The sequence below is a fragment of the Pseudomonas sp. TTU2014-080ASC genome (assembly GCF_001446935.1).
Lineage (GTDB): Bacteria > Pseudomonadota > Gammaproteobacteria > Pseudomonadales > Pseudomonadaceae > Aquipseudomonas.
On the sequence record NZ_LKKK01000002.1, the window covers coordinates 735,436 to 761,883 of the forward strand.

Annotated in this window: 23 protein-coding genes; 15 read left to right on the plus strand and 8 right to left on the minus strand. The window is 57.5% G+C overall.

Going from position 1 to position 26,448, the window contains the following annotated elements:
• The first annotated feature begins 78 nt into the window (after positions 1–78).
• From pobA to AO726_RS08890, 4 genes are all read left to right on the plus strand, one after another.
• Complete coding sequence (pobA, locus tag AO726_RS08875) at positions 79–1,266, plus strand: 4-hydroxybenzoate 3-monooxygenase (protein WP_058067703.1); 1,188 nt, start codon at positions 79–81, stop codon at positions 1,264–1,266.
• A 67-nt stretch (positions 1,267–1,333) separates the two neighbouring features.
• Positions 1,334–1,780, plus strand: coding sequence for an azurin (azu, locus tag AO726_RS08880; protein ID WP_058067704.1), 447 nt, complete (start codon positions 1,334–1,336; stop codon positions 1,778–1,780).
• 252 nt (positions 1,781–2,032) lie between these two features.
• Positions 2,033–3,220 carry an NnrS family protein gene (locus AO726_RS08885; protein WP_058067705.1) on the plus strand — a complete coding sequence of 396 codons (1,188 nt, stop codon included), beginning with the start codon at positions 2,033–2,035 and terminating at the stop codon, positions 3,218–3,220.
• A 30-nt stretch (positions 3,221–3,250) separates the two neighbouring features.
• On the plus strand, positions 3,251–3,691 hold the full coding sequence (locus tag AO726_RS08890) for a CopD family copper resistance protein (protein WP_058067706.1): 441 nt from the start codon (positions 3,251–3,253) through the stop codon (positions 3,689–3,691).
• 5 nt (positions 3,692–3,696) lie between these two features.
• On the opposite strand, the gene mdtD is transcribed toward AO726_RS08890, so the two are convergent.
• From mdtD to AO726_RS08920, 6 genes are all read right to left on the minus strand, one after another.
• A complete protein-coding gene (gene mdtD / locus AO726_RS08895; protein ID WP_058067707.1) occupies positions 3,697–5,085 on the minus strand; it encodes a multidrug transporter subunit MdtD in 1,389 nt (462 codons plus the stop codon).
• Positions 5,086–5,149: 64 nt separating this feature from the next.
• Positions 5,150–5,983: a 4-hydroxy-2-oxoheptanedioate aldolase gene (gene hpaI, locus AO726_RS08900; protein ID WP_058067708.1), complete on the minus strand. Its 834-nt coding sequence runs from the start codon at positions 5,981–5,983 to the stop codon at positions 5,150–5,152.
• A gap of 11 nt (positions 5,984–5,994) precedes the next feature.
• Positions 5,995–6,798: a 2-oxo-hept-4-ene-1,7-dioate hydratase gene (hpaH, locus tag AO726_RS08905; protein WP_058067709.1), complete on the minus strand. Its 804-nt coding sequence runs from the start codon at positions 6,796–6,798 to the stop codon at positions 5,995–5,997.
• 32 nt (positions 6,799–6,830) lie between these two features.
• On the minus strand, positions 6,831–7,694 hold the full coding sequence (locus tag AO726_RS08910) for an alpha/beta fold hydrolase (RefSeq protein WP_058067710.1): 864 nt from the start codon (positions 7,692–7,694) through the stop codon (positions 6,831–6,833).
• 78 nt (positions 7,695–7,772) lie between these two features.
• Positions 7,773–8,633, minus strand: coding sequence for an alpha/beta fold hydrolase (locus AO726_RS08915; protein ID WP_058067711.1), 861 nt, complete (start codon positions 8,631–8,633; stop codon positions 7,773–7,775).
• 156 nt (positions 8,634–8,789) lie between these two features.
• Positions 8,790–9,635, minus strand: a complete 846-nt coding sequence (locus tag AO726_RS08920) for a DNA-binding transcriptional regulator (protein ID WP_058067712.1) — start codon at positions 9,633–9,635, stop codon at positions 8,790–8,792.
• 291 nt (positions 9,636–9,926) lie between these two features.
• On the opposite strand from AO726_RS08920, the gene AO726_RS08925 reads away from it, so the two are divergent.
• The 7 genes from AO726_RS08925 (at position 9,927) to gabD (ending at position 17,777) form a co-directional block, all read left to right on the plus strand.
• Entirely contained in the window at positions 9,927–11,591 is a 1,665-nt protein-coding gene (locus tag AO726_RS08925) for a bifunctional 3-(3-hydroxy-phenyl)propionate/3-hydroxycinnamic acid hydroxylase (RefSeq protein ID WP_058067713.1), read from the plus strand.
• Between the two features lies 1 nt (position 11,592).
• Complete coding sequence (gene mhpB / locus AO726_RS08930; protein ID WP_058067714.1) at positions 11,593–12,546, plus strand: 3-carboxyethylcatechol 2,3-dioxygenase; 954 nt, start codon at positions 11,593–11,595, stop codon at positions 12,544–12,546.
• A gap of 28 nt (positions 12,547–12,574) precedes the next feature.
• Positions 12,575–13,432: an alpha/beta fold hydrolase gene (locus AO726_RS08935; RefSeq protein WP_058067715.1), complete on the plus strand. Its 858-nt coding sequence runs from the start codon at positions 12,575–12,577 to the stop codon at positions 13,430–13,432.
• Between the two features lie 28 nt (positions 13,433–13,460).
• Complete coding sequence (gene mhpD, locus AO726_RS08940; RefSeq protein ID WP_058067716.1) at positions 13,461–14,255, plus strand: 2-keto-4-pentenoate hydratase; 795 nt, start codon at positions 13,461–13,463, stop codon at positions 14,253–14,255.
• Positions 14,256–14,287: 32 nt separating this feature from the next.
• Positions 14,288–15,223 (plus strand): acetaldehyde dehydrogenase (acetylating), encoded by a 936-nt coding sequence (locus AO726_RS08945; protein ID WP_058067717.1) that lies wholly within the window; start codon positions 14,288–14,290, stop codon positions 15,221–15,223.
• 10 nt (positions 15,224–15,233) lie between these two features.
• Positions 15,234–16,253: a 4-hydroxy-2-oxovalerate aldolase gene (dmpG, locus tag AO726_RS08950; RefSeq protein WP_058067718.1), complete on the plus strand. Its 1,020-nt coding sequence runs from the start codon at positions 15,234–15,236 to the stop codon at positions 16,251–16,253.
• A 75-nt stretch (positions 16,254–16,328) separates the two neighbouring features.
• A complete protein-coding gene (gabD, locus tag AO726_RS08955; RefSeq protein WP_058067719.1) occupies positions 16,329–17,777 on the plus strand; it encodes an NADP-dependent succinate-semialdehyde dehydrogenase in 1,449 nt (482 codons plus the stop codon).
• 347 nt (positions 17,778–18,124) lie between these two features.
• On the opposite strand, the gene AO726_RS08960 is transcribed toward gabD, so the two are convergent.
• Positions 18,125–19,540 carry an MFS transporter gene (locus AO726_RS08960; RefSeq protein WP_058067720.1) on the minus strand — a complete coding sequence of 472 codons (1,416 nt, stop codon included), beginning with the start codon at positions 19,538–19,540 and terminating at the stop codon, positions 18,125–18,127.
• 309 nt (positions 19,541–19,849) lie between these two features.
• Here AO726_RS08960 and AO726_RS08965 point away from each other — a divergent pair, with 309 nt between their 5' ends.
• Positions 19,850–21,220, plus strand: a complete 1,371-nt coding sequence (locus AO726_RS08965) for an MmgE/PrpD family protein (protein ID WP_058067721.1) — start codon at positions 19,850–19,852, stop codon at positions 21,218–21,220.
• A gap of 214 nt (positions 21,221–21,434) precedes the next feature.
• Here AO726_RS08965 and AO726_RS08970 read toward each other — a convergent pair whose 3' ends face one another.
• Positions 21,435–21,995: a VOC family protein gene (locus AO726_RS08970; RefSeq protein ID WP_058067722.1), complete on the minus strand. Its 561-nt coding sequence runs from the start codon at positions 21,993–21,995 to the stop codon at positions 21,435–21,437.
• 550 nt (positions 21,996–22,545) lie between these two features.
• Between AO726_RS08970 and AO726_RS08975 the strand changes: the two genes are divergently transcribed.
• From AO726_RS08975 to AO726_RS08985, 3 genes are all read left to right on the plus strand, one after another.
• Entirely contained in the window at positions 22,546–23,967 is a 1,422-nt protein-coding gene (locus AO726_RS08975) for an OprD family outer membrane porin (protein ID WP_058067723.1), read from the plus strand.
• An 81-nt stretch (positions 23,968–24,048) separates the two neighbouring features.
• Positions 24,049–25,422 (plus strand): spinster family MFS transporter, encoded by a 1,374-nt coding sequence (locus tag AO726_RS08980; RefSeq protein WP_058067724.1) that lies wholly within the window; start codon positions 24,049–24,051, stop codon positions 25,420–25,422.
• Positions 25,423–25,524: 102 nt separating this feature from the next.
• A complete protein-coding gene (locus AO726_RS08985) occupies positions 25,525–26,448 on the plus strand; it encodes a LysR substrate-binding domain-containing protein (RefSeq protein WP_058067725.1) in 924 nt (307 codons plus the stop codon).

A 26,448-nucleotide genomic window follows, 5' to 3' on the forward strand; every position in this document is an offset into this window, starting at 1 on the left:
CAAAAATGCAGGGGCTTATAAAAAACCCCAGCCGTAAGCATTGATTGTGACGGCTAAATCAAAGCGGGAAAGTACATAATGAAGACTCAGGTTGCGATTATCGGTGCCGGTCCGTCCGGCCTTCTGCTTGGTCAGCTGCTGCACAAAGCTGGCATCGACAACGTCATTCTGGAGCGTCAGACCGGGGACTACGTCCTTGGCCGTATCCGTGCAGGCGTATTGGAGCAAGGCACTGTGGATATGCTGCGTGAAGCGGGCGTATCTGGGCGTATGGACGCAGAAGGTCTGGTCCATGACGGTGTTGAGCTGCTGGTGGGCGGCAAGCGCGTACGCGTTGACCTCAAAGAGCTGACTGGCGGCAAGACTGTAATGGTCTACGGTCAGACTGAAGTGACTCGTGACCTGATGGAAGCCCGTGCTGCTGCCGGTCTGACTACTATCTATTCCGCTGAGAACGTCAAACCTCACGACATGAAGGCTGATAAGCCTTACGTCACCTACGAGAAAGACGGCGAAACCTTCCGCCTGGACTGCGACTACATCGCAGGCTGCGATGGTTTCCACGGTATTTCCCGTCAGAGCATTCCGGCTGAACTGCTGACTCACTACGAGCGCGTTTATCCGTTCGGCTGGCTGGGGCTGCTGTCCGACACGCCTCCGTGCAACCACGAACTGATTTACGCACACCACGAAGATGGCTTTGTGCTGTGCAGCCAGCGCTCGACCACCCGCAGCCGTTACTACCTGCAAGTACCGCTGACTGACAAGGTTGAGGACTGGTCCGATGAGCGTTTCTGGGACACCCTGAAATCCCGTCTGCCGCAATCCGTTGTGGATAATCTGCAGACTGGTCCGTCCCTGGAGAAGAGCATTGCGCCGCTGCGCAGCTATGTAGTTGAGCCGATGCAGTACGGCAAACTGTTCCTCGTCGGCGATGCTGCGCACATCGTGCCGCCAACAGGCGCTAAAGGCCTGAACTTGGCTGCGTCTGACGTGTGCTATCTGTACCGTATCCTGGTTAAGGTCTACACTGACGGCCGTACCGACCTGCTGGATAAATATTCTGAACTGGCACTCCGTCGCATATGGAAAGGCGAGCGCTTCAGCTGGTTCATGACAAATCTGCTGCATGACTTTGATGGCCATAAGGACGCTTGGGATCAGAAGATGCAGCAAGCCGACCGTGAGTATTACCTGAACTCCCATGCCGGTTTGGTCAACATCGCTGAGAACTACGTAGGCCTACCCTACGAAGAGATCGAGTGATTCATGTGGCTGTCGACTCAAAAGGCCGGCAGCCAGTTAATTTCATTTGCGAATCAGAGGAATCCCCATGATCCGTCAATGTCTGGCAGCTTCCCTGCTGGTACTGAGCAGCACCTCCCTGATGGCAGCTGAGTGCTCCATCGATATTCAAAGCACTGACCAAATGCGTTTCAGCACTGACAACATCGTTGTCGACAAGTCCTGCAAGCAGTTCACTGTAAACCTTCAGCACACTGGCACCATGCCGTCCAACGTGATGGGCCACAACTGGGTGCTGACCACTGCTGCTGATATGCAGGGTGCGATGATGGAAGGTATGAGCGCTGGCGTGGCTAACAACTACGTTAAAGTTGACGATGCCCGCGTTATCGCTCACACCAAAGTTATCGGTGGTGGTGAGAAGGACTCCGTGACCTTCGATACCAGCAAACTGAAAGAAGGCGAAAGCTATGCCTTCTTCTGCAGCTTCCCAGGCCATTCGGCTCTGATGAAGGGCACCCTGGCGTTCAAATAAGCGCCAGAGTTCTGTTCTCCAGGACAGAGTTTTCACACTTGAGGTAAGTCCGCTTACCTCAAGTTGTGTCCCCCCGTTATTTCCCTCCTGTTTCGTGTTACTCCCTTCTTTGCACTTTCTTTTGCATGCGTAGCTCTCTGTCTGCGTCAGTGCTCAGTGCTACTGAATTTTTCCGGAATTGATTGAAATCAAGGTCGTCTGCCTAGCTTCGGTAAAGATGCAGTCGTTTGACGGGTATCTCTCGGAGACGCTATGCAGATCAGCGATAAACGCAAGGCGATGGCAGTGCCTGCTGTGCTGCGTTTGGGCTTTCGTCCGTTCTTTCTCTTGGGCACTTTACTGGCGCTAGTGGCGGTGCCGCTGTGGGTTGCTGAACTCAATGGCATGCCGCTGCTGCCCGTGCCTGTCGGTGGCTGGTTGGCGTGGCATCGGCATGAGCTGGTGTTCGGCTTCGCCGGGGCCATCATTGCCGGTTTTCTGTTGACGGCGGTACAGACTTGGACCGGCCAGGCGAGTGTGTCTGGCCGGCCATTGGCGGTGCTGGTGCTGATCTGGTTGCTGGCGCGACTGGCCTGGTGGATGGAAACCAGTTGGTTGTTGCTGGCGTTCAATGCGCTGTTTCTTCTGGCAGTGGCCGCAACGATGGGGCGCCTGCTCTGGCGTGTGCGGCAGGTTCGCAACTATCCCACCGTTGTCCTGCTGCTGTTGCTCTGTGCCGCTGATGTACTGACTTTGCTGGGTGTGCAGGATGGCAACGAGGCCTGGCAGCGACAGGGCACGCAGGCGGCCATCTGGTTGGTGGCAGGGATGATGAGCTTGATCGGCGGGCGAGTGATTCCCTTCTTTACTCAGCGTGGCCTTTCCCGCCCGGCTCAGGTTAAAGCCTGGCCTTGGCTGGATTGGTCGCTGTTAGCCGGCAGTGTGCTGGTTGCCGTGCTCACGGCCAGTGGTCTTTTACTTGATGCGAATTGGTGGGCAGGGCTGCTCTTCGCAGGCCTGAGTCTGGGCCACGGAATGCGCTTGGTGCGTTGGTTTGATGGCGGGCTGCTGCGGGTGCCTTTGCTGTGGTCGCTGCATATTGCCTATGCCTGGATGGTGGTGGCCTGTGTTGGTCTGGCTGCCTGGCATTTCGGTGCGCCGCTGGTGCCGAGCCAAGCGCTGCATGGGCTTACAGTTGGAGCCATGGGCGGGCTTATTCTGGCAATGCTGGCGCGGGTTTCATTGGGGCATACCGGACGTCCGCTGCAACTGCCTCGCGCCTTCGCTCTGGCGTTTGTCTTGCTGAATCTGGCTGCTGTGGCACGGGTGTTTGGTGTGTCGCTGGTGTATCAGCCGGCGCTGTGGCTGGCGACTGCAGGTTGGGTGTTGGCGTTTCTGCAGTTTGTCATCTGCTATGGGCCGATGCTGTGCAGGAGCCGGGCGGACGGGCATCCGGGGTAAACGAATCGGGCTTGTACAAGGAGTGACGTATTGACCTACCTGCTGCTGAATATCATCCACCTGGCTGCGGCCGCGTTCTTTATCGGTGGCGTGTTCTTTGAGGTGATGATTCTCTCCCGCGCTGCACGACAACTGGATGCTGCAACCCGTGAGCGTTTATCCAAAGCCGTCGGGCAGCGGGCACGCAAGGTGATGCATTGGGTCGTGTTGGCCTTGTACGGCGCAGGTGTTGGACTGGCCTGGCATTACCGGGGTGTTCTGAAGGATCCGTTTACCAGCAGTATTGGCCTGTTGATGAGCCTGAAGATTGTGCTGGCGCTGAGCATCCTCGGGCATTTTCTGCTGGTGGTCTTTCTGATGCGTACAGGGCGGTCAACGCCCGCCCGCTCGCGGATGATCCACCTCAGTGTGTTGTCGCAAATGTTGCTGATTCTGTTTTTGGCCAAGGCCATGTTTATGCTGCAGCTCTAACGCTTTCAGCACTTACGTGGCTTAGGTTTGTAGAGAAACAGCAAGGTGGTAAACACACTGACCACGCCCAGCCCGATATAGGCGCAGGCGAATGCGTCCATGACCGTGGCTTGAGGCCAGGCCCCTTCAGACGGGTTGAACAGGGTCAGGAAGGCACCGGCTATCGAAACCGCCAGGCCAATAGCCAGTTGGATGGTGACCGACATCAGGCTGGTACCGCTGCTGGCCTGTTGGCTGTCCAGATCAGTCAGGGTGAAGGTGCTCAGGGCCGTGAACTGGATGTACATCGACATGCCGATCAGCGAGAGCAGCAAGAGCAGCCATGCCAGGTGTGTATCCGTCGTAATCAGGGACATGGCGGCAATCATGAAGCCCTGAACAAAGGTGTTACAGGCCAGCACTTTGCGGTAGCCGAAATGCTTGATCAGCCATGTCAGCAACGGTTTGCTGGCCATGCCGGCCAAGGTCAGCGGGATCATGCTCATGCCTGCTACTGACGGCGAATAGCCCAGCCCGACTTGCATCATCAGTGGCGTCAAAAAGGGCATGGCCGAACTGCCCAGGCGTGACAGCAGGTTGCCGAGAATACCGATGCTGAAGCTGGGTACTTTGAACAACGTCAGGCTGAACAGTGGATGCTTTTTGCGCGAGGCGTGCAGGTAATACAACACCAGCGCCACCACGCCGCTGATCATCATCCAGTAGGGTTGAAGGAAGCTTGGGTGAGCCAGGCTCTCCAGAGTGAAGATGACCGACAGTGTGAGCGCGCCAAACAAGGCGAAGCCGACAAAGTCGAAGCCCCAGGATTTTTCCGGGCGCAGGTTGGGCATTAAACGGTAACTGGCAATTGCACCGATCAGGCCAATGGGCAGGTTAATTGCGAAGATCCACCGCCAGTTGGCGTACTCCACCAGCCAGCCGCCTACCGTCGGGCCAATCAGTGGGCCGACCAGGCCGGGCAGGGTGACGAAACCCATAATCCTGACCAGCTCGCTGCGCGGGTAAGCGCGCAGCACCACTAAGCGTCCCACGGGCATCATCATCGCGCCACCGGTGGCCTGAATCACCCGCGACACCAGCAGGCTGTTGTAGGTGTCGGCAAAGGTGCATAGCAGCGAGCCGGTGCAGAACAGCAATATGGCGCCGAAAAATACCCGCCGTGTACCGTATTTGTCGGCCAGCCAACCCGAAGCGGGAATCAGAATGGCGACGGTAATCAGATAGGCCAGCACAAGGCCGTGCATGCGCAGCGGGTCTTCGCCCAGTTCGTGGGCGATTGCCGGCAGTGCCGTGTTAAGAATGGTGCCATCCAATGCCTGCATGAAAAACGCAACAGCGACCAACCAAGGCAGCATTCGGGCGGTGCGAGGATCAAGAATGGAATGAGCAGTCACGTCTAACCTGTGTGCGGCAGTGGAAAAGAAAAAAGGCCACACGGGTGAGTGTGGCCGTAGAGCGTCAGTAGCCCGAGCTTGGAGCAGGTGTCGCGCTGGGTGCTTCTTTGAATTTAGCCAGTAATCCCTTCGCTGCACTGTTAAGCAGTGAGGTATCGACACCGACGGCGACGAACTGCGCGCCCAGGCTCAGGTAGTGCTTAGCCCGTTGCTCGTTGGCGCACAGGATACCTGCTGCCTTACCGGCTTTGCGAATGCGCGCAATAGCATCATCAATCACCGCGCAGACTTCCGGGTGGTCAACCTGCCCGGCAAAGCCCATGGAGGCGGACAGGTCAGACGGGCCGATAAACACGCCGTCAACGCCCGGTGTGGCGGCAATAGCATCCAGGTTGGTGATGGCCTCGACGGTTTCCACCTGAACTAGCAGGCACACCTGCTCGTTGGCTTCCTGAATGTAATTGCTGAAACGGTGCCAGCGCGATGAGCGGGAAATGCCGCTGCCCATGCCGCGAATGCCCTCTGGCGGATAACGCATGGCGCGTACTGCATCCTGCGCTTGTTCGGCGGTGTCGATCATCGGCAGCAGCAGGGTTTGTGCGCCGATATCCAGATACTGTTTAACCAGCACCGGGTCGGCCACCGGCAAGCGCACCACTGGGTGCGAGTCGACGCTGCCCGGCACCGCATGCACGGCGCTGCTGATGGCTTGCAGCTGCGTCAGGGTGCTGCGCACATCGTTGGGTACGTGCTCATTGTCGATCAGCAGCCAGTCGTAGCCCACGCCGCCCATAATCTCAGCGGCATAGCTGTCGGCAAGGCCCAGCCACAAACCAATCTGCGGTTTGCCTTCGGCCAGCGCCTGCTTGAACGGGTTGTGTAAACGTGGAGTGCTCATGAACAGCCTCCTTAAACAAAGCGGAACGAGATGCTGCCCAGTGGGCCGTAATCTGCATGGAAATGGTCACCGGCAACACCGCCAACCGGACGGGTGAAGGAGCCTGCCAGCACCACTTGCCCGGCTTCCAGGCCTTCGCCATAAGGGGCCAGTTTGTTCGCCAGCCAGGCCACACCAGTTGCCGGATGATTGAGCACGGCAGCGGCCACGCCGGACTCTTCGATCACCGAGTTCTTGTACAGCAGGGCGCTGACCCAGCGCAGGTCGACGGCATCCGGCTTGACCGGACGACCACCGAGGACGATGCCGGCGTTGGCGGCGTTGTCGGAAATGGTGTCGAACACTTTGCGCGGCGCTTTGGTGTAACGGTCGAACTGCTCAATGCGCGAGTCGATGATTTCCAGTGCCGGAACCACGTAATCCGTTGCGGCCAGTACATCGAAGATGGTGACGTTCGGGCCTTTCAGCGGCTTAGCCAGAATAAAGGCCAGCTCCACTTCAACTCGCGGGGCGATAAAGCGGGAGACCGGAATGTCGCTGCCCTGGTTGAAGAACATATCGTCCAGCAGGGTGCCGAAATCGGGCTCGTTGATCTGGCTGCTGATCTGCATGGCGCGGGAGGTCAGGCCGATCTTGTGGCCTTTGATCACGCGGCCTTCAGCCAGCTTGAGCTTCACCCACTCGCGGGAGATGGCGTAGCCGTCTTCGATGGTCATCTCCGGGTAACGCTTGGAGAAGTGTTCGGTCTGGGTGCGATCTTGTTCGGCGCGGTGCAGTTCAGCGGCCAGTTCGGTGATCAGGGCTTGGTCGAGCATGGGGGAATCCTTATTACAAAACGCTGATCAAATCAGGCGTTGAGAAATTCGATAGCGGCGCTGTTGAAGCGCTCGGCCTGTTCGTAATGCGCCCAGATACGGCACTCAGGGATTTCGATCAGGGTGGCGTTAGGCGCCAGCTCAGCGATCTTGCGGGCGTTATCCACAAACATGTGTTGGATGCTCACCGCAGCGGTAACCAGCACCGGGGTTTGCAGGGCGCGCCACTGATCGTGAGTGAGGAACTGCTCAGGCTGCGCCGAGGACATCATGTTGGCCATGCGTGTTTGCAGGTTGTCGCACTCGTAGCAATCCAGACGGGCGCTGACCAAGTCGGGAATCAGGCTCTTTTCCGGGTTGTAGAACAGCGCGGAGACGATCTTCTCGACGTTTTCCCAGGTCAGGTTTTCAGTAGCTGCACCGCGACGCTCTTTAACGCCGGAGATGAATTTGCCGACTTCTTCCTCGTTCACCACGATGGCGCCGGGGGAGACCATCACCACTTTATTGACCCGCTCCGGGTGGTGGTGAGCCATGTGAATGGCAATCGCCGAGCCCAGTGCCACACCAATAAAGGACGCCTTGTCGATATTCATGGCATCCATAAAGTCGCGCACGTGGGTGCGGTACACGCTTGGGGTGTACGGATAGTCCGGCGCTTCGGTCAGGCCGTTGCCCATCATGTCCACGGCAATCACGCGGAAGTGTTCAGACAGTACGGCAATGTTGGCGCAGAAGTATTCCAGGCTGCCGGTCGCACCGTGCAGCAGGATCACCACTGGCGCATCGGCTTTGCCTGCTTCCAGGTAGCGGGTGCTGACGCCTTTAACGTCGATCCAGGCCAGTTGATGTGGGGTGCGGAACAGGTGTTTCCAGATGCTTTGGTAATTGTTCATAAGGTGTCTCGCAAGGCGTGGCCGACGCGTGTGACAACACAGGCGACGGCACTTGATCTGTTCTGATGCGTGCCGGACTCAGCGCTTGAGGAAGTTGATGCTCAGTTCATTAAAGGCATCGGGTTGCTCAAACTGCGCCCAGTGATCGCAGCCGGTCATTTCCAGCAGTTCGACGTTCGGCGCAGTTTCGGCAATGGCGTAGGCGTTGCGCAGGAACATATTCGGCGCATCAACAGCGGCAATGCTCAGCATCGGTTGTTTCAGGCTGCGCCACTGTTCGGGTTTTAGGTCCTGGCCACCGAGGCTGAAGGCCAGCAGGCGCGGCATGGCGTCCTGCATGCGTGGGTCTTGGTAGATGTCCAGGCGGATGGCGATCAGGTCGTCGATCAGGTCTTCAGGCTTGAGCATCAGGCCGCTCATGGCTGCCTTGACGGTTTCCCAGGTTGGAGTCGTGGCAGCGGCACTGCGGCGTTTGCGTACGCCTTCGGCCACGCGGCGTTCTTCTTCGGCATCGACAATAATGCCGGCCGGTGCGATCAGGATCAGTTTATTGATGCGCTCAGGTACGTTGTATGCCACCTGCGCGGCCACCCAGGAGCCCAGCGAAACACCCACCAAGGATGCGCTCTGGACGCCAACAGCATCCATAAAGCCTTGCACGTGCTCAGCGTAGTTAGGGATCAGATAATCATAGGCAGGTTTATCGGTCGCGCCGCAGCCGAGCATGTCGATACCAAACACATGGAAGTGTTCGGCATAGGCCGCATAGTTGGCGCAGAAGTTTTCCAGGCTGCCGGCGGTGCCGTGCAGAAAGATAACCACTGGTGCGCCGGGTTTGCCCGCTTCCAGATAGCGGGTGTTAACGCCGTTGACGTCAACCATATTGAGGCGGTGCGGGGTGCGGAACAGATACTTCCAGATGCTTTTGTAATTGTTCATAGCTGACCTTGAAGCTAAGGGTAGCGCGCCCCGCATGCAGATAAGGGCGCGAATTACCTGAGGAAAACTGATGCTGATTAGGGCATGTTCCGACAGTAGCCAAGGGGGTCAGGCGGAGGCAACGAAAACCGTATTTTATGTGCACTAAGTGCACAATTAGTTGAGGTCTTCGGCCTCTTCGAACAGGTTATTGGTGTTGCCGTACTCGAACTGTTTCCAGCACGCCTCAATTTGCCCGACGGCATCTTTGAGCATCGGCAGATAGCGCTTGGCGGCGTCTTGAATGGTCATGGCCTTGGCCACGTACACAAGGCTCAAACAAGCAGCTACTTTTTCCCCGTTGAATACGGGCAGGGCGATGGCTGCAATACGCTTTTCAGACTGCCAGTGAGCGTAGTTTTCACCGTAGCCAGTTTTGCGTGTGTGCTCGATCAGGCGGCGGATGTAAGTCTCGTCGCGGGCCAATGCGCCTTCCTCGTCTTCGCGGGCGCGCAGCAGGTCCAGAATCGCTTCACGCTCATCGTCCGGGCAGAAGCTGATGTAGGCGCGTCCAACGGAGGTGTAGAGCATGGGCAGGCGTCTGCCGATCATGGCCTGGTTAAATGAAAGTCGGCTGAATTTATGGGTGGTTTCGCGGACCAGCATGGCGTCCACGTCCAGCGTGCACAGGTCAGTTGGCCAATGCACTTTCTGCAGCAGGCTTCCCAGCACCGGTGAGGCAAGGGAGGAAATCCACTGTTCGTCGCGGAAACCTTCGCTCAGTTCGCGCACTTTCAGGGTCAACTGATACAGGCTGTCTTCTGAACTGTGGCGCTTGACGTAACCCTCGTGCTGCAGGGTTTCCAGCAGGCGTCTGACCGTGGTGCGGTGTAGCCCAGTTTCCTGACTCAGTTGGTTAATACTGGCTGAGCCACTGGCGCGACTCATGGCATGCAAAACGGCCAGGCCGCGAATCAATCCGCGAACGGATTTGTACTCAGTTTCTTTTTCTTCTTGTGTCATCACGCATACTCAAAGCTATGTGCATCTAGTGCACAACTGACGGCTTTCTCATTGCTGCTGTTTTTTTCTTGTTTCTATACTCCGGCCAGACCTTAAAAGTGGCTTGGCCGGTGATGATACACCTCAGTAAAACATCGACCGACACCGTGTAACTGATACGGCTCAGTCGGTAACGCCAAATCCTTTTCCTGTAACGCATTACAACCAAAGGCGCTTCACCTGACGGTGAGCTCCGGGGCCGTTATTGCCCTGGGAAAACAGCGGCGCGCCTCACTCTGGCGGAGAACAATAATGACCCAGACCCCACAAAAGCCTAACGAGATAAGCTATCAGGCGGAAGTCGTTGTGCTGGGTGCCGGCCCGGTTGGGCTGGCTATTGCAAACTACCTCGGACAAATGGGTGTCGAGGTTCTGGTGATCGAGAAACTCGATACCCTGATCGACTACCCACGTGCTATCGGCATCGACGATGAGTCGCTGCGTACCATTCAGTCCTTTGGTTTGGTCGAGCAGGTATTACCGCACACAACGCCGTGGCACGCCATGCGTTTTCTGACACCCAAGGGTCGTTGCTTTGCCGACATTCAGCCGATGACCGATGAATTCGGTTGGTCGCGCCGCAACGCGTTCATCCAGCCTCAGGTGGATGGCGTGATGTACAAAGGCCTTGGGCGCTTCCCGAATGTGCGCTGCCTGTTCTCCCGCGATATGTACGCATTTTCTCAGGACGCCACAGGTGTCGACTTGAGCTTGCGTAAGGCCGATGGCACTGAAGAGCGTGTACGCGCCAGCTACCTGGTTGCCTGTGATGGTGGCAACAGCTACGTGCGCCGCACCCTGAATATTTCCTTCGACGGCAAGACCGCACCGAACCAGTGGATCGTGGTCGACATCGCCAACGACCCGCTGGGTACGCCGAACATTTACCTGTGTGCCGACCCGGTGCGTCCGTATGTGTCGGCAGCACTGCCGCACGGTGTGCGCCGCTTCGAATTTATGGTGATGCCGGGTGAAACCGAAGAGCAACTGAGCCGCCCGGAAAACATGCGTAAGCTGCTGTCGCAGGTGTTGCCGGAGCCGGACAAAGTCGAGCTGATCCGCCAGCGTGTGTACAGCCACAACGCCCGTCTGGCCGGGCGCTTCCGCATCGACCGGATTCTTCTGGCAGGCGACGCCGCACACATCATGCCGGTCTGGCAGGGCCAGGGTTACAACAGCGGCATGCGTGATGCCAGCAACCTGGCGTGGAAACTCGCGCTGGTGGTCAAAGGCTTGGCCGATCCAGCCCTGCTCGACACCTACGAAGCTGAGCGTCGTGATCATGCCAAGGCGATGATTGATCTGTCTGTGCTGGCCGGTAACGTGCTCAATCCGCCGAAGCGCTGGTACGCCACGCTGCGTGACGGTATCTCCTGGCTGCTCAATTACGTGCCGCCGGTGAAGCGTTATTTCCTCGAAATGCGCTTTAAGCCGATGCCGAAATACACCCAAGGTGTGGTTGTGGCCGACAGCATTAAGGACTCCCCAGCCGGACGCATGTTTATTCAGCCAAAAGTGGAGCTGGAAGATGGCCGTCAGGTGCTGCTGGATGAAGTGATTGGCAGCAACTTTGCGATCATTGCCTGGGGCAGCAATCCGAAGTGGGGCCTGAAGCCTGAGCAGATCGCTGCCTACGAACAACTGGGTGTGAAATTCATTCAGGTGTTGCCGGCTGTTCAGCTTAAGGCTGAGCGCGAGGTGATCGATGGCGTGATCACTGTCGGTGATTACACCAACCGTCTGAAGACTTGGTTCGGTCTGTACCCGGCGTCTGTGGTCATCCTGCGTCCGGATCGTTTTGTCGCTGCGGCAACCATCCCGCAGACCTTGGAAAAGGCCGCTGCTCAAGTGCTGTATGCACTGCGCGCCACGCCGGTGATCGCCAGCGTACAAGCGTCAGCCGGCAAGGTGGCCTGAGATGACTGCGCTGTTGGAATGCCTCTCGCACACACCGCTGGTGGGCTTTGTTGACCCGGCCCGTGCGGTGCTGGATGAAGTGGATGATGTGATCTCAGCGGCCCGTAAGCGGGTCGCCGAGTTTGATCCGGAGCTGGTGGTGCTGTTCACCCCGGATCACTACAACGGTTTTTTCTACGACGTAATGCCGTCGTTTTGCATCGGTATGGCGGCCCACGCTATTGGCGATTTCGGCACCCTGGCCGGGCCGCTGAACGTGCCCCAGGAGCTGGCGGAGTCCTGCGCGCAGGCTGTCTTGGACGCAGGCGTTGACTCGGCTGTGTCCTACCGTATGCAACTCGACCACGGAGCTGCTCAGCCACTGGAACTGCTGTTCGGTGGGCTGAGAGAAGTGCCGGTGATCCCGGTCTTCATCAACTCGGTAGCCACCCCGCTGCCGAGCTTTCAGCGTGCCCGTCTGCTGGGCGAAGCGATTGGCCGTTGGGCACAGTCGCTGAACCAGCGGGTCCTGTTCATCGCATCTGGCGGGCTTTCCCATCAGCCTCCGGTGCCTGAACTGGCCAAAGTCGATGGGTTGATGGCCGACAGGCTAAAAGGCAGTGGCCGGTATTTGCCGGCCGATGAGCGCGAAGCACGCACGCAGCGGGTGATCCTCGCGGCGCAGCGATTCGTGCACGACCAGAACTCGCTGCACCCACTCAACCCTGAGTGGGATCAGCAGTTCCTCGACATTCTCAGCGACGGCCGCATGGCCGAGCTGGACAGCATGGGCAATGCCGAGCTATCCGCACTCGCGGGCAAATCCACCCATGAAGTCAAAACCTGGGTTGCAGCCAGTTCTGCGCTGCAAGCCTTTGGCCCGTATCAGGCCAGTAATCGCTATTACCGCGAAATTCCCGAGTGGATTGCCGGCTTCGGTGCGCTCAGCGCCCGGCCGTGCACGAGCGGGCAATGATCAAGCATTCAGTAGGGAAGGCACGCCTATGACCCGTTTCAACGAAGAAGACAGCAGCCGCTTTGTACAGATCGAAGATGCAGGCCGCTCTTTGAAGGTGCACTACAACGACCTCGGCGACGGTGACAAGGTTGTGGTCATGCTCCACGGCTCAGGCCCAGGTGCAACCGGCTGGGCCAACTTCAACCGCAACATCGACCCGGTGGTGGATGCCGGTTTCCGCGTGCTGCTGATCAACTGCCCCGGCTGGGGCAAGAGCGACTCGGTGCTGTGCGCTGAGTCCCGCTCCGACTTTAACGCCCGCGTGGTTAAGGCTGTTATCGATCATTTACAGATCGACAAAATCAGCCTGCTCGGTAATTCCATGGGCGGCCACAGCGCAGTGGCGTTTGCCCTGACGTACCCGGAGAACGTCGACAAACTGGTGTTGATGGGCGGTGGTACAGGTGGCGTCAGCCCCTTTGTGCCGATGCCGACTGAGGGCATCAAGCTGATCGGTGCGCTGTACCGCGAGCCGACTCTGGAAAACCTCAACCGCATGATGAACGTGTTCGTCTACGACAGCAGCGACCTGACTGAAGACCTGATGAAGGCCCGTCTGGAAAACCTGCTGGCGCGCCCGGATCACCTGGAAAACTTTGTGAAGAGCCTGCTGGCGCACCCGGTGCAGTTCCCGGACTTTGGTGCGCGACTGGCCACCATTCAAGCCGAAACCCTGATCGTCTGGGGCCGTAATGACCGCTTTGTTCCGGTCGATACCGGCTATCGCCTGAACGCCGGCATCCTTAATTCGCAGCTGCACGTCTTCAACCAGTGCGGGCACTGGGCGCAGTGGGAACACGCGGAAAAATTCAACCGGCTGGTGCTGGACTTCCTCACCCACTGATGCCGCTACGGCCTTCTGAGAGGTACTCATGAGCGTTTCTTTTGACACCCTGGAGCAGTTGGCTGCGGCCCTGCGCAAGGCAGAACGTAGCGGTGAAGGCATCGAGCCTTTACGCGATCAGATTGGTCTGGACGGTGCTGAAGCAGCTTATGCCATTCAGCGCATAAACGTCGCCCACGCTGAGGCCTCTGGCCGTCGTGTGGTCGGTCGCAAAATCGGCCTGACCAATAAGAAAGTGCAGGCGCAGTTGGGCGTGGATCAACCGGACTTCGGCACCCTGTTTGCCGACATGTGCTACGGCGACAACGACACCGTGCCGTTTGGCCGCGTGATGCAGCCGAAGATCGAGGCGGAAATTGCGCTGGTGCTGGAAAAAGACCTGCCGCGTATCGACACCACTTACCTCGACGTACTCGATGCCACTGGTTGGGTGCTGCCGTCGCTGGAGATCGTCGGTTCGCGCATCAAAGACTGGAACATCAAATTCGTCGACACCGTGGCGGACAACGCTTCCAGCGGTTGCTTTGTACTCGGCGGCCCGGCGCGTCGCATTGCTGATGTTGATCTGCGTAAAGCGGTCATGAGCATGACCCGCAACGGTGAAGTGGTATCCAGCGGCAGCGGTGCTGAATGCTTGGGCCATCCGCTCAATGCAGCGGCCTGGCTGGCCTCAACCATGGCCCGTTTGGGGACGCCGCTGAAAGCCGGTGATGTGATTCTGACCGGCGCACTCGGCCCAATGGTGGCGGTGGCTGCCGGTGATCATTTTGAAGCGGTAATTGAAGGCATTGGCCAGGTTGGCGTGCAGTTCAGCGCTGAATAAATCATGCCTTGCGTGCACTTAAGGTACTAACGATGAAAAAACTAAAAGCCGCCATCATCGGGCCGGGCAATATCGGCACCGACCTGATGATCAAGATTATGCGCAACGCCAAGTTCCTCGAAGTGGCCGCCATGGTCGGTATCGACCCTAATTCCGACGGCCTGGCCCGCGCTGCGCGCATGGGCGTTGCCACTACAGCTGAAGGCGTACAAGGGCTGATCAATCTGCCCGAGTTCGCTGATATCGATTTCGTGTTCGATGCCACCAGCGCTGGCGCCCACGTGAAAAACGACGCGCAGCTGCGTGCAGCCAAGCCAGGCATCCGCCTGATCGACCTGACCCCGGCAGCCATTGGCCCGTACTGCGTGCCGGTGGTTAACGGCGCTGAGCACATCGACAAGCTCAACGTGAACATGGTCACCTGCGGTGGCCAGGCGACCATCCCGATGGTCGCAGCGGTTTCCCGCGTGGCTAAAGTCCACTACGCCGAGATCATCGCGTCTATCGCCTCCAAATCAGCAGGCCCAGGCACCCGCGCCAACATTGATGAGTTCACCGAAACCACCAGCAAGGCCATCGAGGTAATCGGCGGCGCAGCGAAGGGCAAGGCGATCATCATCATGAACCCGGCTGAACCGCCGCTGATTATGCGTGACACCGTGTTCGTGCTCTCTGAAGCGGCCGACCAAGCCGCTGTTGAAGCCTCCGTGCTGGAAATGGAAAAAGCCGTTAACGCCTATGTGCCGGGCTATCGCCTGAAGCAGAAGGTGCAGTTCGACGTGATCCCTGAAGATGCACCGCTGAACATTCCGGGCCACGGTAAGTTCTCCGGCCTGAAAACCTCCGTGTTCCTCGAAGTCGAAGGCGCGGCGCACTACCTGCCAGCCTACGCGGGTAACCTGGACATCATGACCTCTGCCGCGCTAGCTACCGCCGAGCGCATGGCTGAATCCATGATCAACGGCTGAGGACAGCACCATGACCTTTGATCCAAGCAAAAAGCTCTACATCTCCGACGTGACCCTGCGTGACGGCAGCCATGCCATCCGCCACCAGTACTCGATCCAGAACGTGCAGGACATTGCCCGCGCCCTGGACAAGGCGCGTGTTGATTCCATCGAAGTCACCCACGGTGATGGCCTGCAAGGCTCCAGCTTCAACTACGGCTTTGGTGCACACTCTGATTTGGAGTGGATTGAAGCCGCTGCGGATGTCATCGAAAACGCCAAAATCACCGTACTGCTGCTGCCGGGTATCGGCACGGTTCACGACCTTAAAGCGGCCTACGATGCCGGTGCGCGCAGCGTGCGCGTCGCCACTCACTGCACCGAGGCGGATGTGTCCAAGCAGCACATCGAATACGCCCGCAGCCTGGGCATGGACACCGTCGGCTTCCTGATGATGAGCCACATGATCCCGGCGGAAAAACTCGCCGAGCAAGGCAAGCTGATGGAGTCCTACGGTGCCCAGTGCATCTACATGGCCGACTCCGGCGGCGCGATGAACATGAACGACATCCGCGACCGTATGCGTGCATTCAAGGCCGTGCTTAACCCGGAAACTCAGACTGGTATGCACGCGCACCACAACCTGAGCCTCGGCGTAGCCAACTCCATCGTTGCGGTGGAAGAGGGATGCGACCGTATCGACGCCAGCCTCGCCGGTATGGGCGCCGGTGCCGGTAACGCACCGCTGGAAGTGTTTATCGCAGCCGCCGAGCGCATGGGCTGGAACCATGGCACGGACCTGTATGCACTGATGGACGCGGCTGATGACCTGGTGCGTCCGCTGCAAGATCGCCCGGTCCGTGTGGACCGCGAAACCCTCGGCCTCGGCTACGCGGGTGTCTATTCCAGCTTCCTGCGTCACGCCGAAGTGGCTGCGCAGAAATACGGTTTGTCGACCCTCGACATCCTCGTTGAGCTGGGCAAGCGCCGCATGGTTGGCGGCCAGGAAGACATGATTGTGGATGTCGCGCTGGACCTGCTTAAGCGCTGACACCACCGCTGTGCCTGAATTTGCCGTGGTTCGCCACGGCTTTTTTTTATGTGTTGAATGCGACTGGAGATGACCATGCAATTGCACAATCAGGATCTGTTCCGCCAACAGGCCTATATCGACGGACAGTGGGTGGATGCTGACAACGGCCAGACGATTGCCGTGAACAACCCGGCCACGGGTGAAATCCTCGGCAGCGTGCCGAAAATGGGCCGTGATGAAACCCGCCGCGCGATTGATGCCGCTGAGCGTGCCCTGCCAGCCTGGCGTGACCTGACCGCGAAAGACCGCGCCAACCGCCTGCGCAAGTGGTTTGAACTGATGATGGCTAATCAGGAAGACCTGGCTCGTCTGATGACCATGGAGCAGGGCAAACCGCTCATCGAATCCCGCGGCGAAATTGCCTATGCTGCGTCCTTCCTTGAGTGGTTCGGTGAAGAAGCCAAGCGTGTATATGGCGACACCATTCCTGGCCACCAGCAGGACAAGCGCATCATTGTGCTCAAGCAGCCGATTGGTGTGACCGCTGCGATTACGCCGTGGAACTTCCCCTCCGCGATGATCACCCGCAAAGCCGGTCCGGCACTGGCAGCGGGTTGCACAATGGTGCTCAAACCTGCCTCGCAAACCCCGTATTCCGCGCTGGCACTGGCTGCACTGGCTGAGCAGGCGGGTATTCCAGCAGGCGTATTTAGTGTGGTCACCGGTAGCGCTGGTGAAGTCGGTGGTGAGCTGACCGGTAACCCGAAAGTACGCAAACTGACCTTTACTGGCTCCACTGAAATCGGTCGTCAACTGATGGCTGAGTGCGCGCAGGACATCAAAAAAGTCTCGCTGGAGCTGGGCGGCAACGCGCCGTTTATTGTCTTCGACGATGCTGATCTTGATGCGGCTGTTGAAGGCGCACTCATCTCCAAATTCCGCAACAATGGCCAGACTTGCGTATGTGCTAACCGCCTGTACATTCAGGACGGTGTCTACGATGCCTTCGTTGAGAAGCTGGTAGCAGCGGTCAACAAACTGCAGCTCGGTAATGGTCTGGAAGCAGGCATCACCACCGGCCCGCTGATTGATGCCAAAGCTGTCGCCAAGGTTCAGGAGCACATTGAAGATGCCGTGAGCAAAGGCGCACGTATCGTCAGTGGTGGTAAGCCGAGCGCACTGGCTGGCACCTTCTTCGAACCGACTATTCTGGTGGACGTGCCGACCTCTGCGCTCGTCTCCAAAGACGAAACCTTCGGTCCGCTGGCGCCGCTGTTCCGCTTTAAAGACGAAGCCGAAGTCATCGCCATGTCCAACGACACCGAATACGGTCTAGCCTCCTACTTCTATGCACGTGATCTGGGCCGCGTATTCCGCGTAGCTGAGGCGCTGGAGTACGGCATGGTCGGCATCAACACCGGCGTGATCTCCAACGAAGTCGCACCGTTCGGTGGCATCAAAGCCTCCGGCCTGGGACGTGAAGGCTCCAAGTACGGCATCGAAGACTATTTGGAAATCAAATACCTCTGCTTGTCGCTGTAAGGCGTAGCCCGGCTACACCGAAGCCCGCACTCAGTTGCGGGCTTTTTTATGGGCGGCACTCAGGCAACGGCATGCCAACACACGCAGCCGGGTAGATACCGTTTCGTAGGGCGGGTTAGTCGTAAAGTGGCGCAACCCGCCGCATGCTGGCGGCCACAACTCAGCGCTCAAAATGGGCTGCGTTATGCGTGGCCCGCGCCCCGGATTACGCCGGTGGGCCAGCTAAGCCCGCATGGCCATTTCAGTTGCGTAGCGGATGCGTTTACATCCCTACATGGCCAGTCTGGCCGCCGTATAGACGTAAAAAAGCCCGCAGCGTGGTGCGGGCTTTTTTTCACGTTGCCTGGTTAGGCTGTGGCAGGTTTGGCGTTTGCCTCAGCGGCTTCAGCAGCTTCTGCTTCTTTGCGCTTGGCTTCGTTCTCATCGGAGACGCGCTGCAGCTCAGGACGTAGGTAACGCAGGCTGATGCCCAGAACAATGATGGCCAGGATTACGCTGGTGGCCGAGACACTGATCAGCGAGTAACCCAGTTTGGCTTGGTCTTCGAACACGTGCTCAGTGATGTACGCAACCAGTGGCGGCGACAGAGTCGGTGCCAGGGTACCTACCACCAGAATGAACATGCCCATGACACGGCCGCGCAGGTGAGTCGGGGCCATCAGCTGGATGGTGGCGCTGACGTAGAACACCGAGTTGAGCAGGATCACGTCCAGTGCCGCATAGGCAATCACGAACACCTTGAAGTCATCGGTGGTGAATGCAACGCCGATAGCAGGCAGGGCCAGCACCAGGATGAAGGCGTAGAAGCGGATGTGGGCATCTTGGTAGCCGCGCTTGTACATCCAGTCAATGATGATGCCTTTGAGCAGCATGGTGCAGGCACCAACTGCGTACAGGATACTCAGGGCCGGGGCGTACTCTTTCGGCGTCAGGCCGAAGTGACGGGTGATGTAAGTCGGAACCCAAGACAGAGAAGCCAGTGCCGCTACGGTGGTGCAGGAGAAGCCCAGCAGGAGCAATCCGTACAGCAATTTACGCTGCTTGATGTAGTCCTTGAATTTGATCTCACCGACCTGTTCTGTCACCGCTTTGGCGCGCTCAGTCAGGCCGTTCATGCCGCGACGAATAGGCTCGCGGAAAGTAAATACCAATAGGGCAAGCAGTACACCAGGTGCACCAAGCAGGATCAGTGCTGAGCGCCAAGCACTCATTTCACCGACTACCGGGAAGGCCATGGTGCCCACGCTGGCGGTGTAGGCAATAACCCAGCCGCCCACGCCGAATGCGAATGCGTTGCCGAGTTTTGGGCCCATGCCGAAGATCGACATGGCAGTTGTCATACGGTGGCGCGGAACCCGATCGGCAATCATCGAGTAAGCCGCAGGCATCAGCGAAGCTTCAGCGGCACCGACGACTACACGGCTGGCAAACAGCGATGGGAAGGTCTTCGACAGACCTGCACAAACGGTAGCTGCCGACCACACGGCGAAACCGCCGAACAGCACTTTACGGCGTGAGAGACGGTCGCATGCCCAGCCCAGAGGGAAGGCGAAAAGCCCGTGGGCGATAGCAAACGCAGGGCCGATGATCAGGCTCATCTGCACGTCTGTAAAACCCATTTCCTTTTGGATTGGTACCACCAGCATGTTCAGTGCCAGGCGGTCGAGAATGGACATGACATAGAACATCAGCAGGACCAGAACCATCCACCATGGTTCGATGTTGTCCCAGATGCTTGCCAGCGATCTGTTTTGATTACGCATACATCACCGTTCTTTTAGTTGTATTGGTGGGGTGTTCGCCGCAATGGGCCGCACGCCGAAAAAGTCCCGTGGCTGCTCCCTTTTGGTGCGCGACAAGCCGTCTTTGCACCAGGTCGGTCCGGGTGCTCGAATACTAGTCATGAGTTTTTCTGGGAGGTACGGAAAAATAGTCATTCGTGCACTAAATGCACACATTGGGTGCTGGTTGTTGCTGCACGTTTAAGCGCATCGCTAGAGTTGGTGCACTGGGCACTGTACGAACGGTGCCTTCTGACTTTCCCCAACAATAAGATTTTGTAAGGCGGCCCTATGTTTCTGCAGCAGATCGCTCAGCACATTACAGACACTCAGTTTGAGCAGCTTCCGGAAGACGTTGTGCATGCGGCGAAATTGCGTTTGATCGATGCACTGAGCTGCTCTGTCGGCGGTTATAAGGCGCCGAGTAACGACGCATTTATGAATCTGTATCGCAGCTGGGGTGGTGCGGCTCAAGCCACCGTTCTGGGCTATGGCGAGAAGCTGCCGCTGGCGCAGGCAGCACTGATGAACTGCCTGACAGGGCGTTCTTTCGACTTTGAAGTGTGTGGGCCGTCCCCGGAAGGCATCAACCGCGGCAAGATGGTTGGCCATGTCTGCAGCACTACAGACCCGACGGCCTTGTCGGTGGCTGAATACCTGAATGCGGACGGCAAAGAACTGATCGTTGCCGTCGTGCTCGGCGGTGATATTGGTGCGCGTCTGGCGGTATCCGAAGAGTTTAACTTCGACAAGTGCTTTGAGGTGTGCGGCACGGCCAACGCCTTTGGTGCGCTGGCGGTTGTCGCGCGGCTGATGAAGCTCGATCAGGCTGCCATCGTTAATGCTTACGGCATCCTTCTGCACATGATGTCCGGTTCGTATCAGTCGCTGTGGGACGGTGCCGATACCTTCAAATTACCGGGTGCGCTGGCTGCCTATAACGCGGTGACTGCGGTGCAGTTGAGCCAGTCCGGTTTTGGTGGCGTGAAAGATGCCCTGACCAGCCCGTTGGGCTACTACAACCTGTTCTCGGTGAACTACAACCCGGAACATTTGGTGGTGGATTTGGGCAAGACCTACTACGTCAAAGGCATGCACAAGATTCATCCGTCCTGCTACGGCAACCACAACCCGATCGAATGTGCGCTGGATATTGTCCGTGAGCATGAGTTTGCGGCAGCGGATATCGAGCAAATCACCATGGACGTGCCGCCTCATCGTCTGGTGCATTTCCTCAATCAGACGATGTCGGCAGATGACACCCAGGCCCGTTCGCTGTTCAGCATTCCGTATGCGGTGTCCAACGTCATGATCAACCGCAGTGTTGAGATTGAGCATTACACCCATGAGCAGGTCTACAACCCGGAAGTTATGGCGCTGACTGAGAAGGTCAAAATGTTGCCTGCAACCGATCTGACTAACCACCTGACGCGTTTGGCTGTGCACCTGAAGGATGGGCGCGTACTGCGTGCTGAGCGCAATCAGTTGCCGCTGGGCTGGGCTGAAAATCCGGTAGGCGAAGCGCAGGTGATCGAGAAGTTCTGGCGCAACATCAACTTCGCCGGAACCGTGGATAAAGCCCGTGCCGAGCAAGCACTTGCGGCGCTGATGGATCTGGAAAACCAGACCGATGTGCAGGCCATTGCCAACAACCTTTGCTGATTAAGACGAATGCCGTGCCGGCGACCGCTGTTGATCTGTTGGCCTGCTTAAATGATGGATGGTTGAAGTGCCATCCATCATTGGATTGAGCATTTGCGGCTTCATCGCAGTGTGTCGCTTCATGCCCGCTACACAGGGCTGTGGGCTGAATCTCCGGCCCAATAAAAAAGCCCCACACCGTTACCGGTGTGGGGCTTTTTGTGCTGACTGAAACTCAGCTTTCGAAGGCTTCCAGGTTGGCTTTTACGCCAGCGCGGATGCGCTCTTGCCACTCTTCGCGGGAGCAGAAGCCAGGTGATTCTTTGGCTTTGGCTTCAGTACGGGCATAGATTTCTTCAACCGATTCGTTGACCAGGTCGATGTCCCACCAAGTTGGCTGGGTCACGTACCACGGGGACGGTGTGTAGCACTCGATGCGGTTACCTTCTGGGTCGCCGATGTAGATGCTCCAGGTGTTGCCGTGGTCTTTCTGCTGCAGGATCGGTACGCCGGCCTTGTGGAATTCCACGGCCATTTTCTTCAGATCTTCGAGGGTGTCGTAGACGAAGGAGATTTGCTGCATGCCAGGGTGGCCTTCGCGGCGCAGGTTGGCGAATGCAATCTGGTGATGCTCTTCCGGATCGCCGGTCATGAACACTACGCGGGCACCGTCACCACGGCCATTGCCGGTATCTGATACCACGAAGCCAAACCAGCGGGTGTAGAACTGACCCAGTGCATCCGGATCGAAAGCAGGGACACCAATGTGGCGGAAGCGGCCTTGGGGAAGTGCCATGGTAGTTAACCTCTTGTTAGGGATTTGCAGGTTTAGCCTTCGTGAGCATTTTTAGTGCACTTAACGCTCACTTTTTTATTTTTACTTGCACAGATTAAAGCTGCGCAAAAAGTTGCCTGACGTAGAGATTGCTGCACCGTCAGGTTGCAGCATATCCCGCACTTTTCAGTGCCATCTCAGGCAGATAGAGCCACCATCTGCTGGTGCTTCAGGTAAGCGCTCAGGCGTTGCTCTTACATGAATGCTGCGGTGTAGACGTGTTAGATGGTTTCACATAGCCTCAGGTACGGGCTCAGAACAGCATCGGCAACACTTCCAGCATCCGCTTGCGGCAGAACGGCTCTTTCTGGAGTGTATTGATAGCAGCTCGAGCTGGTCGGGGGGATTAATTCTTGTTCTGATGTGCACTTGGTGCACTCAAAATCAAGTTTCAATTGAATGAAATTGCACCGATTTTGATACTGACGCCCTAGCTCGGTGCAATGGACTGAAAGCAACCAAGAAGGAGGAACGCCAACCGAGGCATGAATACAAAAATAAGAGAAGTACTATGTCCTGCATTAAGAAGTTCCCAGGAAACGTTTCGCTCCTTTCGTGTGCTGTAACCTCCCTGCTGTGCACCTCCTTCGTTCAGCCCGTACTGGCCTCCGGGTTTCTGGACGACTCCCAGGTTTCTCTGCGTTTGCGCAACCTCTATTACGACAACGATTTCCGCTCCGGTCATGCTGCCGGTGGCTCTCGTCTGACTGAGTGGGGTCAGGGTTTCATGCTTAACGCGCGCTCGGGTTATACCGAGGGCACCGTTGGTTTCGGCGCTGATTTGACTGCCTTCTACGGCCTGAAGCTGGATTCGGGTGGTAAGGCGGGTGATCCAAACTCATCGCGTCAGCCAGCTATTCTGTTCCCGCGCGAGACTGATAACAGCTCGGTGGATGACTTTTCTTGGGCTTACGTGAATCCCAAGATTCGCTTCTCCAAAACCGAGATCGTGTACGGCGCACATCAGCCGCGCATGCCGATCATCCAGGCATCGACCGGCAGTATTGCTCCGCAACTGTTTGAAGGCACCATGATCACCTCCCGCGAGGTTGATGATCTGACCATCGTTGCCGGTATGTTCGAGAAGTCTAAAGGCCGTGCTTCCAGCGACGGTATTTCGATGAGCATTAACGCCGCCAACCCGGGTCGTAATGGCTACCGGTCGCCAGCTAACGTAGATAAATACGGCGCGCAAATTCCAGGCACGCCGCAGGACAGCAACAAGTTCTGGTTCTTTGGCAGTGAATACGCCGTCGATCCGAGCCTGACCCTGCGCTACTACTACGCGCAGATGGATGACTTCTACTCACAGCACATGATCGGTGCGCTGACTCAGTGGAAAGTGGGCGATGGCGTCTTGTCCGGTGACTTCCGTCACTACGACAGCTCGGGCCATGGCAAAAACCGCAGCTTCGACGGGCAGATGGAAGGCTACCTGGTCAGCGGTTTCTACGCCAACGACGTAACCCTGGGTGAAGTGGACAACCAACTGACTAGCGCCCTGTTCAGCTACAAGTACGGTGCGCACACCTTTGGTGCCGGTTACCAACACAGTGAAGGCGATAGCGACTTCGTTTGGCCGAACCAAGGCGACGGCTCTATCGCGCCGATCACCTCTGACATCCAGGTCAACAAATTTGCTCGTGCCGGTGAGCGCACTTGGCAGGTTCGCTATGGCTATGACTTCACCGCACTGGGCGTTCCAGGTCTGAACTTCAACTGGATCTACCTCAAAGGCAGCAATGCCCTGTCGGCTGCTGGTCCGAAGAAAGAGCAGGTACAGATCGTTTCCATGACCTATGCGGTTCAGGAAAGTGCACTTAAAGGCCTGTTCTTCCGCTTGGATCGCGGTGCGCTGAAAACCGAGTTCCCAGGCGCGCGTGACATGACCGAGACACGCCTGACCACCGAGTACGTCATTCCGCTCAAGTAATTCGCCTGTGCTGCGCAGGTGCACACCCGTGCACCTGTTGCGGGTAATACCGCCTGATAAAAATAACTACGGAGTATTCGTATGTCTGGCAAACCAATACCGCCGCTGCATCAGTCCTGGTGGCAGCGTGTTGAACCCTGGTGGATGGTCGGCGTACTGCTGCTGTTCTATGTCATCTCGATTCTGGATCGTCTGGTCATCAACATGCTGGTGATCCCGATCCAGAAGGATTTGGGCTTAACTGACTTCCAGATCAGTCTGCTGCTCGGCCCTGCATTCGCTATCTGCTTTGGTCTGTGCGGTTACCCGCTGGGCTGGATGACGGATCGTTTCTCCCGTCGTGGCGTAATTTTTGGCGGCATCGTGTTCTGGTCCGCTGCGACCATCATGACTGGCCTGTCGAAAACCTTCCCGTTCCTGTTCGCCTCGCGTATGGGGGTAGGCGCGGGTGAAGCGGCACTGCAACCAGCGGCTTATTCGCTGATTGCTGACAAGTTCCCGAAAGAGCGCATGACCACCGCGCTGTCGATCTTCGGCATGGGCCCTAAAGTCGGTACCGCGTTTGCCTTCGCGGTCGGTGGCTGGGTGATTGCCTACTCGGCTTCGCACGATGGCATGGTATTGCCGATTGTGGGTGAGCTGACCTCCTGGCGTCTGGCGATGGTGCTGATCGGTGTGCCTGGCATTCTGCTGGCGCTGCTGGCCTTCACCTTTAAAGAGCCTGCGCGTAAGAACCACGTTAAACCGGCTACAGACGGCGTCAACGTGTTCAAGTACATGGGCCAGAACAAGCCGCTGTTCATCAGCCTGCTGCTGGGCTTCGCCATGGCGGCGGTAGCGGCTGCAAGTCTGGTCAGCTGGGTGCCGACTTACATCACCCGTGAGTTTGGTTGGACGCCGAAAGAGTACGCGCCAATCATGGGCATCATTAACGTGATCAGTGCCTCGAGCATTCTGTTCAAGGGTGTGATCATCGACTGGCTGTACAAGCGTGGTGTGCGTGATGCGCACGTACGTTTCTACACCTGGTTGCTGGCGATCACTCCGCCACTGGCAATCGTTTCCTTCAGCATGAGCAACCCGTACTGGTTCATGGCGATGTACGCCGTGGTTGATGTGGTGCTGGTATCGTTCCTGCTCTACATTGCTGCGACCATTCAGCTGCTGATGCCGAACAACATGCGTGGTCAGACCACTGCGATCTTCATGTTCGTGACCGCCACTGTAGCTGCCGGTCTGGCGCCGACTATCGTTGCGTCGTTCACTGACTTCGTGTTCGGTGACCAACAAGCACTCGGTAAGTCGCTGATGATCGTGACCACCTCGGCCAGTATTGTTGCGTTCTTTGTTCTGCGTTACTCCCTGCGTCACCTGCGCCCAGCGCTGGAGCAGCAGGAGCGTGACAACGATGCACACAACAAGAAGATTGCTGATGCTCAAGCCAACCCGGCCTGATACTCAGTAAGCTAAACAAGAGCCCGCCTGGCTATGCCACGCGGGCTTTTGTGCGCTTAGCCGGTATAGTGTTTGCTGTTTTTGATGTGAGATAGAGGCTGTATGCACCGATTACCTTCGCTCAATGCCATCCGCAGTTTTGTGGCAGCTGCACGTGCTCAAAGTTTCACCGTGGCGGCGCAGGAGCTGCATGTGACACAAGGCGCAGTCAGCCGGATGGTGCAGGCGCTGGAGCAGGAGTTAGGTGTCCAGCTGTTCAACCGCAATGGCCGCTTTATCACCCTGACGCAGGCCGGGCAGTCTTACTACGAAGATGTCAGCCAGGCGCTTCAACTGATCGAAGATGCGACTCGCAAACTGCATCAGGAACAGGCCAATGTTGCTTTGCAACTGGTGGTCAATTCAGGCTTTGCCATTCGCTGGCTGATGCCGCGCCTGCCGTCTTTTCAGAAACAATATCCTCACATTGATGTGCACATTCTTGGCGGTGAGGCTGAGGTTGCACAGGCGGCTGATAAAGCCAATCTGATGATTCGCTACGGCACCGGTAACTGGCCGGGCGTGGTGTGTGATTTTCTGCCTGTGGGTAACCTGATGGGCGTTGTCTGTTCACCCTCGCTGAAAGCCTCGCGTGAGCTTAATAACCCTGCGGATCTGTTGACGGGGCCGCTGCTGACCCATACGCCGAGCAGTGGCTTTTGGGCGGAGTATTTCGAGCATTACGACTTGCCGGCCCCCGACCTCGGTGTGGCACCGCGTTTCTATCAGTTGATGTTATTAGCAGAGGCGGCCATGGCTGGGCTGGGCTTTGCGCTGGTGCCGCTGTTTCTGTTTCAGAACGAGCTGGAAAGCGGCCGGCTGGTGCTGGCTGTACCGCATACATTCGACTCGGCCCGAGGTTATTGCACCACCCATGCACCGGGTGCCGACAGTGATTACAAGGTGCGGGTGTTTAAAGAGTGGCTGATGCAGCAGGCGGAAGACTGCCGCCTGCAAACCGAGGCGGTTTGGCGCAGGTCTGAGTAA

What these genes read in the sequence shown, in the direction of transcription:
- pobA (WP_058067703.1), top strand. Translation starts at nt 79, where the DNA reads ATGAAGACTCAGGTTGCGATTATCGGTGCCGGTCCGTCCGGCCTTCTG.
- azu (WP_058067704.1), top strand. Translation starts at nt 1,334, where the DNA reads ATGATCCGTCAATGTCTGGCAGCTTCCCTGCTGGTACTGAGCAGCACC.
- AO726_RS08885 (WP_058067705.1), top strand. Translation starts at nt 2,033, where the DNA reads ATGCAGATCAGCGATAAACGCAAGGCGATGGCAGTGCCTGCTGTGCTG.
- hpaI (WP_058067708.1), bottom strand. Translation starts at nt 5,983, where the DNA reads ATGAGCACTCCACGTTTACACAACCCGTTCAAGCAGGCGCTGGCCGAA.
- hpaH (WP_058067709.1), bottom strand. Translation starts at nt 6,798, where the DNA reads ATGCTCGACCAAGCCCTGATCACCGAACTGGCCGCTGAACTGCACCGC.
- AO726_RS08910 (WP_058067710.1), bottom strand. Translation starts at nt 7,694, where the DNA reads ATGAACAATTACCAAAGCATCTGGAAACACCTGTTCCGCACCCCACAT.
- AO726_RS08915 (WP_058067711.1), bottom strand. Translation starts at nt 8,633, where the DNA reads ATGAACAATTACAAAAGCATCTGGAAGTATCTGTTCCGCACCCCGCAC.
- AO726_RS08920 (WP_058067712.1), bottom strand. Translation starts at nt 9,635, where the DNA reads ATGACACAAGAAGAAAAAGAAACTGAGTACAAATCCGTTCGCGGATTG.
- AO726_RS08925 (WP_058067713.1), top strand. Translation starts at nt 9,927, where the DNA reads ATGACCCAGACCCCACAAAAGCCTAACGAGATAAGCTATCAGGCGGAA.
- mhpB (WP_058067714.1), top strand. Translation starts at nt 11,593, where the DNA reads ATGACTGCGCTGTTGGAATGCCTCTCGCACACACCGCTGGTGGGCTTT.
- AO726_RS08935 (WP_058067715.1), top strand. Translation starts at nt 12,575, where the DNA reads ATGACCCGTTTCAACGAAGAAGACAGCAGCCGCTTTGTACAGATCGAA.
- mhpD (WP_058067716.1), top strand. Translation starts at nt 13,461, where the DNA reads ATGAGCGTTTCTTTTGACACCCTGGAGCAGTTGGCTGCGGCCCTGCGC.
- AO726_RS08945 (WP_058067717.1), top strand. Translation starts at nt 14,288, where the DNA reads ATGAAAAAACTAAAAGCCGCCATCATCGGGCCGGGCAATATCGGCACC.
- dmpG (WP_058067718.1), top strand. Translation starts at nt 15,234, where the DNA reads ATGACCTTTGATCCAAGCAAAAAGCTCTACATCTCCGACGTGACCCTG.
- gabD (WP_058067719.1), top strand. Translation starts at nt 16,329, where the DNA reads ATGCAATTGCACAATCAGGATCTGTTCCGCCAACAGGCCTATATCGAC.
- AO726_RS08960 (WP_058067720.1), bottom strand. Translation starts at nt 19,540, where the DNA reads ATGCGTAATCAAAACAGATCGCTGGCAAGCATCTGGGACAACATCGAA.
- AO726_RS08965 (WP_058067721.1), top strand. Translation starts at nt 19,850, where the DNA reads ATGTTTCTGCAGCAGATCGCTCAGCACATTACAGACACTCAGTTTGAG.
- AO726_RS08970 (WP_058067722.1), bottom strand. Translation starts at nt 21,995, where the DNA reads ATGGCACTTCCCCAAGGCCGCTTCCGCCACATTGGTGTCCCTGCTTTC.
- AO726_RS08975 (WP_058067723.1), top strand. Translation starts at nt 22,546, where the DNA reads ATGTCCTGCATTAAGAAGTTCCCAGGAAACGTTTCGCTCCTTTCGTGT.
- AO726_RS08980 (WP_058067724.1), top strand. Translation starts at nt 24,049, where the DNA reads ATGTCTGGCAAACCAATACCGCCGCTGCATCAGTCCTGGTGGCAGCGT.
- AO726_RS08985 (WP_058067725.1), top strand. Translation starts at nt 25,525, where the DNA reads ATGCACCGATTACCTTCGCTCAATGCCATCCGCAGTTTTGTGGCAGCT.